Source organism: Bradyrhizobium sp. cir1, assembly GCF_014198245.1.
Taxonomy (GTDB): domain Bacteria; phylum Pseudomonadota; class Alphaproteobacteria; order Rhizobiales; family Xanthobacteraceae; genus Bradyrhizobium.
In genome coordinates this window covers 273,475-286,063 of the sequence record NZ_JACIHE010000004.1, presented here as the reverse complement: position 1 = coordinate 286,063, position 12,589 = coordinate 273,475, and the positions used below count along the sequence as shown (strand labels likewise).

Annotated in this window: 11 protein-coding genes; 7 read left to right on the top strand and 4 right to left on the bottom strand. The window is 65.0% G+C overall.

Annotated elements, in window-relative coordinates:
* Window positions 1-208 precede the first annotated feature (208 nt).
* Complete coding sequence (locus tag GGD63_RS12140; protein WP_183242108.1) at window positions 209-1,195, top strand: helix-turn-helix domain-containing protein; 987 nt, start codon at window positions 209-211, stop codon at window positions 1,193-1,195.
* Window positions 1,196-1,334: 139 nt separating this feature from the next.
* On the opposite strand, the gene GGD63_RS12135 is transcribed toward GGD63_RS12140, so the two are convergent.
* The gene (locus GGD63_RS12135; RefSeq protein WP_183242107.1) at window positions 1,335-1,835 is read right to left on the bottom strand and encodes a Dps family protein; all 501 of its coding nucleotides are present in this window, start codon (window positions 1,833-1,835) and stop codon (window positions 1,335-1,337) included.
* A gap of 224 nt (window positions 1,836-2,059) precedes the next feature.
* Window positions 2,060-4,381 (bottom strand): molybdopterin guanine dinucleotide-containing S/N-oxide reductase, encoded by a 2,322-nt coding sequence (locus GGD63_RS12130; protein WP_183242105.1) that lies wholly within the window; start codon window positions 4,379-4,381, stop codon window positions 2,060-2,062.
* A gap of 283 nt (window positions 4,382-4,664) precedes the next feature.
* On the opposite strand from GGD63_RS12130, the gene GGD63_RS12125 reads away from it, so the two are divergent.
* Window positions 4,665-5,060: a RidA family protein gene (locus GGD63_RS12125; RefSeq protein ID WP_246785458.1), complete on the top strand. Its 396-nt coding sequence runs from the start codon at window positions 4,665-4,667 to the stop codon at window positions 5,058-5,060.
* Between the two features lie 39 nt (window positions 5,061-5,099).
* On the opposite strand, the gene GGD63_RS12120 is transcribed toward GGD63_RS12125, so the two are convergent.
* Both GGD63_RS12120 and GGD63_RS12115 read right to left on the bottom strand, forming a co-directional pair.
* Complete coding sequence (locus GGD63_RS12120) at window positions 5,100-6,581, bottom strand: aldehyde dehydrogenase (RefSeq protein ID WP_183242103.1); 1,482 nt, start codon at window positions 6,579-6,581, stop codon at window positions 5,100-5,102.
* 105 nt (window positions 6,582-6,686) lie between these two features.
* Window positions 6,687-7,187 carry an Lrp/AsnC family transcriptional regulator gene (locus tag GGD63_RS12115; RefSeq protein WP_183242101.1) on the bottom strand — a complete coding sequence of 167 codons (501 nt, stop codon included), beginning with the start codon at window positions 7,185-7,187 and terminating at the stop codon, window positions 6,687-6,689.
* Here GGD63_RS12115 and GGD63_RS12110 point away from each other — a divergent pair.
* The 5 genes from GGD63_RS12110 to lpdA are packed head-to-tail and all read left to right on the top strand — an operon-like array spanning window position 7,181 to window position 12,570.
* Window positions 7,181-7,633: a hypothetical protein gene (locus GGD63_RS12110; RefSeq protein WP_246785457.1), complete on the top strand. Its 453-nt coding sequence runs from the start codon at window positions 7,181-7,183 to the stop codon at window positions 7,631-7,633. The genes GGD63_RS12115 and GGD63_RS12110 overlap by 7 nt on opposite strands.
* Window positions 7,630-8,856 carry a 3-methyl-2-oxobutanoate dehydrogenase (2-methylpropanoyl-transferring) subunit alpha gene (locus GGD63_RS12105; protein WP_183242099.1) on the top strand — a complete coding sequence of 409 codons (1,227 nt, stop codon included), beginning with the start codon at window positions 7,630-7,632 and terminating at the stop codon, window positions 8,854-8,856. The genes GGD63_RS12110 and GGD63_RS12105 overlap by 4 nt, the downstream gene beginning before the upstream one ends.
* A 3-nt stretch (window positions 8,857-8,859) precedes the next feature.
* A complete protein-coding gene (locus tag GGD63_RS12100; RefSeq protein ID WP_183242098.1) occupies window positions 8,860-9,876 on the top strand; it encodes an alpha-ketoacid dehydrogenase subunit beta in 1,017 nt (338 codons plus the stop codon).
* Window positions 9,876-11,159 carry a dihydrolipoamide acetyltransferase family protein gene (locus GGD63_RS12095; protein WP_183242096.1) on the top strand — a complete coding sequence of 428 codons (1,284 nt, stop codon included), beginning with the start codon at window positions 9,876-9,878 and terminating at the stop codon, window positions 11,157-11,159. The genes GGD63_RS12100 and GGD63_RS12095 overlap by 1 nt, the downstream gene beginning before the upstream one ends.
* 13 nt (window positions 11,160-11,172) lie before the next feature.
* A complete protein-coding gene (gene lpdA, locus GGD63_RS12090) occupies window positions 11,173-12,570 on the top strand; it encodes a dihydrolipoyl dehydrogenase (RefSeq protein ID WP_183242094.1) in 1,398 nt (465 codons plus the stop codon).
* Window positions 12,571-12,589 lie beyond the last annotated feature (19 nt).

Below are 12,589 nucleotides of genomic sequence, written 5' to 3'. Positions count from 1 at the left end.
CTTGACGAAGTCAGACCGACTGCGACGAGCTGCCACACCATGTGCGCTCGCACAAAATCTAACACATCCTAATCACCATTAACGGGCTTCTTGTCGGGCCCACGCCTATCCTCCGAGCATGGATAGCCTTCTCGAAGGTCGAGTGAAGGCCTTGGGCTTGAAAGTTTGCCGGTCGCCGCCAGCGACCGCGATGCGGAGAGGACGAGCGATGTTTACCGACTTGCAGGTGGCACATGCCTGGATTGATGTTCAGGCCGGCCCGCGGGATCACCAGGTGCGTCAGGCGGCGCAGCCGATTCCCAGAGAGACTGGCTGGCGCAGGCTCGAGCGCGGCCCGAATGCGGCGATCGAGGATATCTCGATTTCGCGGTGGGAGGATTTGAGAAACAGCTCGTCGCATGCCGCGACGACTCCGGAGGATCGCTATTTCGTCGGCATCGCCCTGAAAACAACGCGCGCGAAGTTGACCCGCGAGCGCCAGATCATTTTCGACGGCACCATGCCCGCAGGCACGCTCTATGTCAGCGCGCCGTCTAAGCCTCTCAATGCACAATTCCGGGCGCCCTGCGCCTTCCTGCACTTCCACATCCCTGCCGACCAATTCCCGGCGCAATCGCCCGCGACCGATGAACTTGGCGATCTTGTCCTGCTGCGCGATCCGCTCGCCGCCGAACTCGCCAAGGCGCTGATCGAGCATGGCGATGCCGCGGACCGTCAATTCGTGCGCTGTATCGGCCAGACCCTTGCGATGCATCTGACGCGGCTGGAGCCGCCACGCGCGCGGGTCAATGCGCTGCCGAAATGGCGGCTGCGACGCGTCGAGCAGCATATCGCCGAGCATTTCGACCGCAGCATCAGCCTGTCCGAACTCGCCAGCGTCGCCGGGCTTTCCCGGATGCACTTTGCGGCGCAATTCCGTGCCGCGACCGGCTATCGTCCGCGCGAATATCTGCTCAATCACCGGATCGAACATGCCAAGACGCTGCTGGCGACGACCGGGCGGCCGCTGGCCGAGATCGCGCTTGCCGTCGGCTTCTCTACGCAGGCGCATTTTTCGACCGTCTTCAAGCGCATCAGCGGCCAGTCCCCGGCACGTTGGCGCCTCGCCAGCAAGAGCGAGCGTTGTGAGATCGAAGCGATGCCGCGGCATCGGCCTGCTGCAGACAGGGACTGGATCGCCAGCGCGGCCGCGTAGCTCGTCATTCCCTGCGTTTGGCGCAAGCGCCCTGCCACTTGCGCCGGCTCGCACCCTCTTCCTCCCGGGTCTGTGAGCCAGTTGGGGCCGTCCCTGCTCCCACACAGGACGGCCCCCTTTTTTTTCTTGGCGTCGGGAATCACCCCTGCGCGCCGGTGCGGCCCGACTCGTACAGGAACCAGACCCGTCGCTCGGCCTCATCGATCCAGTTCTCGATCAGGCTTGCGGTTGCGACATCGCCATATTCGTCGCAGAGCTCGTGCACGCGCCGCATCTCGCGCGTGAGCTGCTGGTTGTCGCTGCGCAACTCCGCCAGCATATCCAGGGGATCGACATAGTCCGCATCGTTGTCGAGGATGCGCTGCTCGCGCGCGATGTGGCCGATCGAGCGCAGCGTCGTGCCACCGATCTTGCGGGCGCGTTCGGCGATCTCGTCGGTCATCGCAAAGATCTGGTCAGCCTGCTCGTCCAGCAGCAGATGATAGTCACGAAAATGGCTGCCCGACATGTGCCAGTGAAAGTTCTTGGTCTTCAGATAGAGCGCGAAGACGTCGGCGAGCAAAGCGCGCAGCGCGGCGGGAATGTCGCGGTTCGCGTTGGCGCCGAGATCGGTCGGGCTTTGAAGGTCTGCTTTGGTCATGTTCGTTGATCCTTCGGTGAGGAGACGACCCCTTAGCAGCGCTGCACGGGTGGTTCTTTCGTCATGCGCGCGACGATTTCGAATTCGCACGCGGAGCGGAAGTGGGACCGATGCTATTTCCACACCGTCATTGCGAGCGCAGCGAAGCAATCCAGAATCTTTCCGCGGAGGGACTCTGGATTGCTTCGCTTCGCTCGCAATGACGGAGGAGGACGAACCAATCCCTACACCGGATCGAACGCCCGGATCGGTGGCAGGTTGCCGGTGAACTTCTCGACCTCGACCGTCGTCAGCTGCCCCGTGCAGCCCTGCGCGAAGGACGAGGTGCCGATGTCGCGGGTGAGTACGTTGGGATTGCCGTGAACGCAGAGCGGGGCGTCGTCCTCAGGGTCCATCGGATCGTACCAGGCGCCGGTCGGAAGCTGCACGACGCCGGGTGCGATGCCGTCGGTGACGTGGACGGCGGCAAGGCACGCACCGCGGTCGTTGAACAGCCGGATGATGTCGCCGTCCCTGATGCCGCGCGCGTCGGCATCGCGCGGATTCATGCGCGCGACCTCGCGGCCGCGGTGCTTTGCGGCCAGCGAATGGCCGCCGAAATCGAGCTGGCTGTGCAGGCGCGTGACCGGCTGGTTGGCGACGAGGAAGCACGGTGCCCCTCGCTTGGGCATGTCGGTCTTCTCCAGCCAGACCGGATGGCCGGGGCAATCGGCATCGCCATGGGCGGCGATCTTGGCCGAGAAGATCTCGATGCGGCCGCTCGGCGTCGGCAGCGCGTGATTGACCGGATCGTCGCGGAAGCGGCGCAGCCGGCCGCCATCGTCGGGCTGCTGAGGCACGACCAGACTGCCGCGCTCCCAGAACTCGGCGAAGCTTGGCGCTTCGAGGCCGCGCTTGGCAAGCGAGGCGCGGGTCGGCTCATAGAGATATTCCAGCCACTGGCGCGACGTGCGCCCCTCGGTGAAGGGTTCACGCGCACCGAGACGCTCGGCGAGATCGGCGAAGATCTCATAGTCGTCGCGCGCAAGGCCGAACGGCTCGGCGATCTGGTGCATCGCGACCATGAGAGGATCGTTGGTGGAATAGCCGATGTCCTCGCGTTCGAGCGTCATCGTCGAGGGCAGCACGATGTCGGCGTGCCGCGCCGTCGCGGTCCAGGCGAGCTCGTGCACGACGAAGGTGTCGAGTTGCGCAAACGCCTTGCGCAGGCGGTTGATGTCCTGGTGGTGGTGGAAGGGATTGCCGCCGGCCCAATAGACGAGGCGGATGTCCGGGTAGGTGCGCGTCTCGCCATTGTAGCGATAGGTGGTACCGGGATTGAGCAGCATGTCGGCGATGCGCGCCACCGGAATGAAATCGGCGACACCGTTGCGGCCCTGCCCCAGCGTCGGCCCCGGCACGTCGTTAACGCGGCGGCCGTAATAACCGATCGCCCCGAGCGAATAGGCATAGCCGCCGCCGGGCAGGCCGATCTGGCCGAGGGCTGCCGCCAGCACCATGCCCATCCACACCGGCTGCTCGCCATGTTCGGCGCGCTGGAGCGAGTGCGAGACGGTGATCAGCGCGCGCTTTCCGGCGAGGCGGCGCGCCAGCTTGCGGATCGTGCTCGCATCAACGCCCGAGATCGCGGCGGCCCATTCGGCGTGCTTGACCTGCCCGTCGCTCTCGCCGGTGAGATAGCGCAGGAAGACCGGCCACCCCTCGGTGTAGCGATCAAGGAAGGCCTGGTCGTGGAGGTTCTCGCTGACCAGCGTATGGACGATGCCGAGCATCAGCGCGGTGTCGGTGCCGGGCACGCAACTCATCCATTCGGCACCGGCCTCGACCGGCAGATCGTCGCGCAGCGGGCTGACCAGGATGAACTCGCAGCCGCGCTTGCGCGCCGCCGCCATGGCCCCGCGCTCGACATGTTTGCTGATCGAGCCGCCGGCGACCATGGAGTTCTTCAGCGCCATGCCGCCGAAGGCCAGCACGATGTCGGTCTCGGTCGCAATCTGCTCCCAGGTGACGTTGCGCTTGGTGATGTCCTCGTAGCCCGCCAGGATCTGCGGCAGCAGCACCGAGGACGCACCGGAGGAATAAGTGTTCACCGAACGTACATAGCCGCCCATCGCGATGTTGAGGAAGCGATGCACCTGGCTCTGGGCGTGATGGAAGCGGCCCGCGCTCGACCAGCCATAGGAACCGCCGAACACCGCGCCGGGTCCGCGCGTGTCGCGGATGCGGCAGAGTTCGTCGCCGAGAAGGTCGAGCGCCTTCTCCCAGCTCACCGACACGAATTCGTCGCGGCCGCGGCGATCGTCCGGGCCCGGACCACGCTCGAGCCAGCCGCGGCGGATCGCCGGCTGCGCAATGCGCGCCTGATGGCGGAGCGCGCCGGGGAAATTATCGATGATGCCGTTCGGATCGGGATCGCCCGCATAGGCCCTGACCTCGAGCCCGGCCGCGCCGTTACGCGCCGAGAACACGCCCCAGTGGGAGGTGTGCGGCTTGAAGCCGTCCGAGAGGTCGAGGCCGGGGTCGGGGAAGCCAATCGTATCGTCCATCGCGAGATCCTTGTTCCGGGCGTGGCACGGTTCAGCCGCGCCCCGAGTCAATTCCGGTGGCAGTATACCGATCCACCCCCCGATGTCGTCGGGGTCAGGGTCGGCGGAAATGCTGGGCTCTCGTGCGCAACTACATCTTGGTGAACATTCGGCCAGCGATCGACGACGATTCCACCGCCAATTTATTCTTTTATTTTCAAAGCCTTATCGGATCGCATTCAGAGTGCCTGGGTCGAACCATTTGCAGGCACGCGAAATCTCCTGCAGCGACACCGAAATGGAAATGTGCGATATGCCGCCCGTCCCCTCAGCAAACATCGGCCTCATCATGATCCAGCGCGTCTTGCCCTACGAAGGACTGCTCCACGAGGTGGTCGAGCACAACGGTGTGCTCTACATCGGCGGAATCGTCCCCGAGGACACCAGCCTCGACATGTCGGGCCAGGCCAGCGACGTGCTTGGGCAGCTGGCGCGCCTGTTGAAGACTCTCGGATCCGATCTAGCCAACGTCCTTCAGGTGACCATCTACATGACCAACCTGAAGGAGAAGGCCGAGTTCAATGCGGCCTGGAAGGCGCATTTCGCAGAAGCGCATCTGCCGGCGCGAGCCGCAATCGGCGTGGCCGACCTCGGTCCTGGCGTCAAGCTCGAGATGACCGCGATCGCCGCGCGACAATAGCGGCGTACAGCTTTGGGGCTCGCTTGCGTCGTTCCAAAGTCAGTCCAGCTTGATCCAGACGCCCTTCGTTTGCAGGTATTCGTCGAGATGCTCGGTGCCGCCCTCGCGGCCATAGCCGCTCATCTTGTAGCCGCCGAACGGCATTGCGGGATCGAGCGCGTGATAGGTGTTCACCCATACCGATCCTGCGCGCAAGCTGCGCGAGATGATGTGGGCCTTGCTCACATCGCGCGTGAAGACACCTGCCGCGAGCCCGTACGGTGTCGCATTGGCTCTTTCCACGGCCTCGTCGAGGGTGTCGAACGGCAGCGCGGAAATGACCGGGCCGAAAATCTCGTCCCGGGCGATCTGCATGTCGTCGGAGACGCCGGCGAACACCGTCGGCTCGACGAAGTTGCCTTTGGCGAGACTGCCCTCCTTCGCGCGCCGGCCGCCGGCCACCACCTTCGCGCCCTCGTCGCGTCCGCTTTGCAGGAAGCCCTCGACCTTGTCGAGCTGGCGCTGGGACACGAGGGGTCCGATTTCCGTCGAAGGATCGGCGCCATCGCCGATCTTCAGCGCCGAGGCGAACTTGCCAAGCCGCTCGACCAATTCATCATGGATTTTACGCTCTACGAACAGGCGTGAGCCGGCGATGCAGATCTGGCCTGAATTGGCGAATGCAGCCATCGCGGCGATCGGCACGGCCTTGTCGAGATCGGCGTCGGCGCAGACGATGACCGGCGACTTTCCGCCAAGCTCAAGAGACACCCGCTTGAGGTTGCCGGCCGACGCGCGGATGATCGCCTGTCCGGTCGCGGTGGATCCCGTGAAGACGATCTTGTCGACACCGGGATGTTCGGCCAGAGGCGCGCCGGCTTCAAGCCCGGTTCCGGTCACCACGTTGACGACGCCGGGCGGCACGCCAGCCTCGTTCATCAGATCCGCGATCAGCAGCGGCGTCAGCGGCGCCTCTTCCGAGGGCTTGAGGACGATGGTGCAGCCGGTCGCGAGCGCGGGTCCGATCTTCCAGACCGATGCGGCCGTCGGCGCATTCCACGGAATGATGGCGCCAACCACGCCGATGGGCTCCTTCCGCGTGAACGAGACGATGTCTCCCGGAAGCGAATTGTCGACCGTCTGCCCGTGGAGCGCGGTCGCCATGCCGGCGTAGTATCGCAGCATGCCGATCACGCGGAGCTTGTTCGCCCGCGTCCGGGCGATCGGCATTCCCATATCCGCCGTATCGGATTGGCTGATCTCCTCCCAGTGCTTCTCGAACAGGTCGGCGATCCGCAGCAGCAGCGCCTGCCGCTCGAACGGTTTGAAGCGGCTCCATGGTCCGACGAAAGCGCGACGGGCAGCAGTGACCGCGGCATTGATGTCGGCGGCCTCGCCGCAGGGGACACGACCGATGACTTCGCCTGTCGCGGGGTTGCGCGTCTCGAAGACCTTGCCCGAGCGGGCATCCACCCACGCGCCGTCGACGAACATCTTTCGGGTTCGGCCGTCGACCGGAAATCGGATCTCAGCTTTCGTCATCGCAGTACTCCTGTCTCGACCGAGGCGATGGACCGATGCCCCGCCGTTGTTTGTTTTCGTGCTTTCATAGCGGTGATTCTTTGCCTCGGGCAGAGGCCGCCAATGTCAGGGCTGACCGGCCTTGGAAGGATCGATCGATATCTGGCGCTTCAGGGTGCGCAGGCCGAACGTCGTCCGCGACTGCCGGATGCCCGGGATCCTGTACAACGCCTGTCGCAGGAAGCGCTCGTAGTGATCGGTGTCCCGCACCACGACCTTGATGAGATAATCGTACTCGCCGGTCACCAGATAGGCTTCCATCACCTCCGGAATTCGCGACAGCGCAGTGCCGAAGCGCTCGAGCACCTTGTCGTCGTGCTTGTCCAGCGAGATCTCGACGAAGGCGATGTTGTTGTATCCCAGATTGGCGTGATTGAGCACCGCGACATATTTCTCGATCGCGCCGTTTTCCTCCAGGCGCTTCACCCTGGTCCAGCACGGCGAGCTCGAAAGCCCGACCTGCTCCGCCAGCGCACTCGTCGTCAAGCGGCCGTTCTCGCAAAGCGCCGAGAGAATCCGGCGATCCAGCTGATCGAGCTCCTCGACGGGGCCGCGCTTGGATGGCATCAGTCAATCCTTCTGTCTTTTTGTATTCTGACGGGAAAACCTTCCGCAAATTCGGCCAACACACCCGAAATTTGGGAAATTTTCTCGAACTGAGAGATTATCATTGTGCCGGGAGAGAACGCGACATGCAACCTCGACAGCGCCGGTCCGTCAGCGTGGTCGCCACCACGTCCGACCCCTTTGACGGGATCGTCCGGCTTGTCCTGGACGCTGCGCGTTTCGGCTTTGGCCTCGACCAGGTCTCGATGATGACCCGCTCCGATGGCGGCCGGACGATACGGATGGTCCTCGATGTCCAGCCTGCGGCCGATTGCGCCGACATCGCTGAACGGTTGTCACGCCATCCCGCGATCACCGACCTTCACGTCGCAGAGTTCGCGCGCGAGGACTCCGGTCGGCCGGGCGCCGTCTCTTTAGAACCGGCAAACGAGCGGATGCTCCCATGACCAGCCCCACGCCCCTTCATTTTCATGTTCCGGAGCCTGCAAGCCGACCGGGAGGCAAGCCGGATTTCTCAGGCGTCTCGATTCCGAAGGCAGGCTCGGTCCGGCGCCCGCCGGTCGACGTGCCGCCCGAAGAGATTCGTGATCTCGCCTACTCGATCATCCGCGTGCTCAATCACGAGGGCCGGGCAATCGGGCCATGGGTGCCTGATCTCGCCCAGGACGAGCTCGTCGCCGGCCTGCGCCACATGATGACGCTGCGCACGTTCGACGCGCGCATGCAGATGGCGCAACGGCAGGGAAAGACATCCTTCTACATGCAGCACACCGGCGAGGAAGCGGTGAGTTGCGCGTTCCGCATCGCTCTCGGTCCTGATGACATGAACTTCCCGACCTACCGCCAGGCCGGCCTGCTGATCGCGCACGACTATCCGCTCGTCGACATGATGTGTCAGATCTATTCCAATGAGCATGATCCGCTAAAGGGCCGGCAATTGCCCGTGATGTACTCTTCGAAAAAACACGGCTTCTTTTCGATTTCGGGCAACCTCGCCACGCAGTTCGTCCAGGCGGTCGGCTGGGCCATGGCGTCGGCGATCAAGCGCGACAACCGCATTGCCGCCGCCTGGATCGGCGACGGCTCGACGGCTGAGTCGGATTTCCATGCGGCGCTTGTCTTCGCCTCGACCTACAAGGCGCCGGTCGTCCTCAACGTGGTCAACAACCAGTGGGCCATCTCGACCTTCCAGGGCATCGCGCGTGGCGGCTCGGGCACCTTCGCGGCGCGCGGCCTCGGCATCCCCGCGCTCAGGGTCGACGGCAACGATTATCTTGCGACCTACGCCGTCGCCAAATGGGCGATCGAGCGTGCCAGGCTCAACCTCGGGCCAACACTGATCGAATACGTCACTTACCGCGCCGGCGCGCATTCGACGTCGGATGATCCTTCCGCCTATCGGCCGAAGCACGAATCCGAGGAGTGGCCGCTGGGCGATCCCGTGATCCGGCTCAAGCAGCATCTCATCGCAGCCGGCGCCTGGTCGGAAGAGCGCCACAAGCAGACCGAGGCCGAGGTTCATGCCACCGTCATCGCCGCGCAGAAGGAAGCCGAGGCTTTCGGCACCCTGCATTCCGGCGGCAAGCCCTCGGCGCGCGATATCTTCGAGGATGTCTATGCCGAGCTGCCGCCGCATCTGCGGCGCCAGCGCCAGCAGATCGGAGTCTGAGCCGTGCCGCGCATGACGATGATCGAGGCAATCCGCTCGGCGCTCGACGTCTCGATGGCCCGCAACGACGACGTCGTGGTCTATGGCGAGGACGTCGGCTTTTTCGGCGGCGTGTTCCGCTGCACGCAGGGGCTGCAGCAGAAATACGGCGTCTCGCGCTGCTTCGACGCGCCGATCAGCGAATCCGGCATCGTCGGCACCGCAATCGGCATGGCGGCCTATGGACTGCGGCCCTGCATCGAAATCCAGTTCGCCGACTACATGTATCCGGCTTACGACCAGATCGTCTCGGAGGCAGCGCGCCTGCGCTATCGTTCGGCCGGCGACTTCACCTGTCCCCTCGTCATCCGCATGCCGACCGGCGGCGGCATTTTCGGCGGGCAAACCCACAGCCAGAGCCCCGAGGCGCTGTTTACGCACGTCTCGGGACTGAAGACCGTGGTGCCCTCCAATCCCTATGATGCGAAGGGCCTCCTGATCGCGGCCATCGAGGATCCGGACCCCGTCATCTTTCTGGAGCCGAAGCGGCTCTACAACGGCCCGTTCGACGGTCATCACGATCGCCCGGTCACCGCATGGGCCAGGCATGAGCTCTCCGAAGTGCCGGAGGGACACTACACCACGCCCCTCGGCAAGGCCGTGACGCGACGCGCTGGCGAAGCTGTCACCATCCTTGCCTATGGCACCATGGTTCACGTCGCTCTCGCTGCCGTCGAGGAGACGGGTGTCGATGCCGAGGTGATCGACCTGCGCACCCTGCTTCCGCTCGATCTCGAGACGATCGTGGCTTCCGTCGCCAAGACCGGCCGCTGCATCGTGCTGCACGAAGCAACGCTGACCTCCGGCTTCGGCGCGGAGCTGACGGCGCTGGTGCAGGAGCACTGCTTCTATCATCTCGAAGCGCCGGTGATGCGCGTCACCGGCTGGGACACGCCCTACCCGCATGCGCAGGAATGGGACTATTTCCCCGGCCCTGCCAGACTCGGGCAGGCACTGCGCGATATCGTGGAGACACGCTGATGGGCGAGCGCAGCGTCAAGCTCCCGGATATCGGCGAAGGCATTGCCGAAGCCGAACTGGTCGAATGGCACGTCGAGGTGGGCGATCTCGTTCGCGAGGACGATCTGCTTGCCACCGTGATGACCGACAAGGCCTCGGTCGAAATTCCCTCGCCGCTCGCGGGCGAGGTCAGCTGGATCGGCGCCAAGATCGGTGAAGCGGTGGCGATCGGCTCCACGCTCGTGAAACTCAAGGTCGCCGGCGATGACGCCTCGGAGCCGGCAGACGAGGCGCCGACGAAAGACGTAGCAGTGCCATCGCCCGTGACGAAAGCCGAAGCTCCGGATGCTCGGCCGGCGTCCCCTGCCCGCGTTCCCCCCGCGGCGATCGAGGCCCGGCCGGCGACCACATCGGCAGTCCGCCGCGCGCCGGGCGAGAAGCCGCTGGCCTCGCCCGCCATACGCCTCAAGGCGCGCGAAGCCGGCATCGACCTGCGTCAGATCCACGGCACCGGCCCCGCCGGACGCATCACCCATGAGGACATCGACGCCTTCCTGTCGCGCGGACCGGCGCCGGTCCACGGTCGCGGCATGACCCCGAAGACCGCCGTCACCGACATCAAGGTGGTCGGTTTGCGCCGCCGCATTGCCGAGAAGATGGCGCTATCGAAGTCCCGCATTCCGCACATCACCATCATCGAGGAGGTCAACGTCTCGCCGCTGGAGGATTTTCGCGCGTCGCTGAACAGGAAGCCGGCGCCGGAGCATCCCAAGCTGACGCTGCTGCCCTTCCTGATGCGCGCCATGGTCAAGGCACTTGCCGAGCAGCCCGCGCTCAACGCGCTCTATGACGACGAGGCCGGCATCGTGCATCAGCACGCCGGCATCCATATCGGCATCGCGACCCAGACCCCGGCGGGCCTCGTCGTGCCTGTGGTGAAGCATGTTGAGGCGCGCGACCTTCGGGACTGCAGCCTCGAGCTGAACCGTCTCGCGCAGCGCGCCCGCGAGGGCACCGCGACGCGCGAGGAACTGACGGGATCGACGATCACCATCACCTCGCTCGGCGCGCTTGGCGGCCTTGCGACCACGCCCGTGATCAACCACCCCGAGGTCGCCATTGTCGGCGTCAACAAGATCGCGGTGCGTCCGGTCTGGGACGGCACGCAGTTCGTGCCACGCAAGATGATGAACCTCTCCTCCAGCTTCGATCACCGCGTCATCGACGGATGGGACGCCGCCGTCTTCGTGCAAAGGCTCAAGGAGCTGCTGGAGAACCCGGCGACGATCTTCGTCGACCCCTGAGGCAGAAGAAGCAATGACCGAGATCACCTGTCAGCTTGTCGTTATCGGTGGCGGCCCCGGCGGCTATGTGTGCGCGATCCGCGCCGGCCAGCTCGGCCTCGACACCGTCCTCGTCGAACGCGGCAAGCTCGGCGGAAGCTGCCTGAACGTCGGCTGCATTCCCTCGAAGGCGATGATTCACGTTGCCGAGGAATTCGAGAAGCTGACCGAGGCCGCCAGCAGCAAGACGCCGTTCGGCCTGACGGCGGCAGAGCCCGCGCTGGACTTCAAGCGGGCGATCGCCTGGAAGGACGGCATCGTGCAACGGTTGAACAACGGCGTCGCCGCGCTGCTCCGCAAGGCCAAGGTCAAGATCGTTCAGGGCCATGCACGCTTCCGCGACGGCAAGACGATCGTCGTCGAAACCGAGACCGGCCCGAAGACGATCAAGGCCGAGACGGTTGTGATCGCAACTGGCTCGGCACCCGTCGAGCTGCCGTCCCTGCCGTTCGGCGGCAGGGTCATCTCCTCGACCGGTGCACTGTCGCTCGCAGAAGTGCCAAAGTCCCTTGTCGTCGTCGGCGGCGGCTATATCGGGCTCGAGCTCGGGACCGCCTTCGCCAAGCTGGGGAGCAAGGTGTCCGTGGTGGAGGCGCTGGACAACATCCTGCCGCTCTACGATGCCGAGTTGACGGCTCCGATCACAAAACGCCTGAGCGCGCTCGGCGTCGAGGTGCTGACCGGCGCCCGGGCGCTCGGCCCGACCGCCCGAGGCGACGGATTGCGAATCGAGACGGCCGATGGCCGCGAGCGCAGCCTCGCGGCTGACAAGATTCTCGTCACGGTCGGGCGCGCGCCGGTCACGGCCGCATTAGGGCTGGAGCAACTCGTGCTCGACATGGACGATCGCTTCATCCGGATCGGCCAGCATTGCGAGACCTCGATGCGCGGCATCTATGCGATCGGCGATGTCACGGGAGAGCCGATGCTGGCCCATCGCGCCATGGCGCAGGGCGAGATGGTGGCGGAAATCGCCGCCGGCATGCCGCGCGCATGGGACAAGCAGTGCATCCCGGCAATCTGCTTCACCGATCCCGAGATCGTCTCCGCCGGCTTGTCACCGGAAGAGGCTCGCCAGGCCGGCATTGACATCAAGGTTGGACAATGTCCCTTTGCAGCCAACGGCCGCGCGATGACGCGCCATGGCGAGCCCGGCTTCGTGCGCGTCGTCGCCAGGGCCGACAATCAACGCGTCCTTGGTATCCAGGCCGTTGGACAGGGCATCTCGGAGCTTTCTGCCGCGTTTGGCCTGGCGATCGAGATGGGCGCTGTCTTGCAGGACATCGCCGGCACGATCCACGCGCATCCCACGCTGGGCGAAGCGATCCAGGAAGCCGCATTCAAGGCACTCGGCCACGCGATCCACGTCTAGGCCTGCCCCCGGGCGGAGG

Bases quoted from the DNA above. Each gene is read 5' to 3' on its own strand.
- lpdA (WP_183242094.1), top strand. From the start codon at position 11,173: ATGACCGAGATCACCTGTCAGCTTGTCGTTATCGGTGGCGGCCCCGGC.
- GGD63_RS12130 (WP_183242105.1), bottom strand. From the start codon at position 4,381: ATGGACGATACGATTGGCTTCCCCGACCCCGGCCTCGACCTCTCGGAC.
- GGD63_RS12140 (WP_183242108.1), top strand. From the start codon at position 209: ATGTTTACCGACTTGCAGGTGGCACATGCCTGGATTGATGTTCAGGCC.
- GGD63_RS12115 (WP_183242101.1), bottom strand. From the start codon at position 7,187: ATGCCATCCAAGCGCGGCCCCGTCGAGGAGCTCGATCAGCTGGATCGC.
- GGD63_RS12110 (WP_246785457.1), top strand. From the start codon at position 7,181: ATGGCATCAGTCAATCCTTCTGTCTTTTTGTATTCTGACGGGAAAACC.
- GGD63_RS12120 (WP_183242103.1), bottom strand. From the start codon at position 6,581: ATGACGAAAGCTGAGATCCGATTTCCGGTCGACGGCCGAACCCGAAAG.
- GGD63_RS12095 (WP_183242096.1), top strand. From the start codon at position 9,876: ATGGGCGAGCGCAGCGTCAAGCTCCCGGATATCGGCGAAGGCATTGCC.
- GGD63_RS12105 (WP_183242099.1), top strand. From the start codon at position 7,630: ATGACCAGCCCCACGCCCCTTCATTTTCATGTTCCGGAGCCTGCAAGC.
- GGD63_RS12135 (WP_183242107.1), bottom strand. From the start codon at position 1,835: ATGACCAAAGCAGACCTTCAAAGCCCGACCGATCTCGGCGCCAACGCG.
- GGD63_RS12125 (WP_246785458.1), top strand. From the start codon at position 4,665: ATGTGCGATATGCCGCCCGTCCCCTCAGCAAACATCGGCCTCATCATG.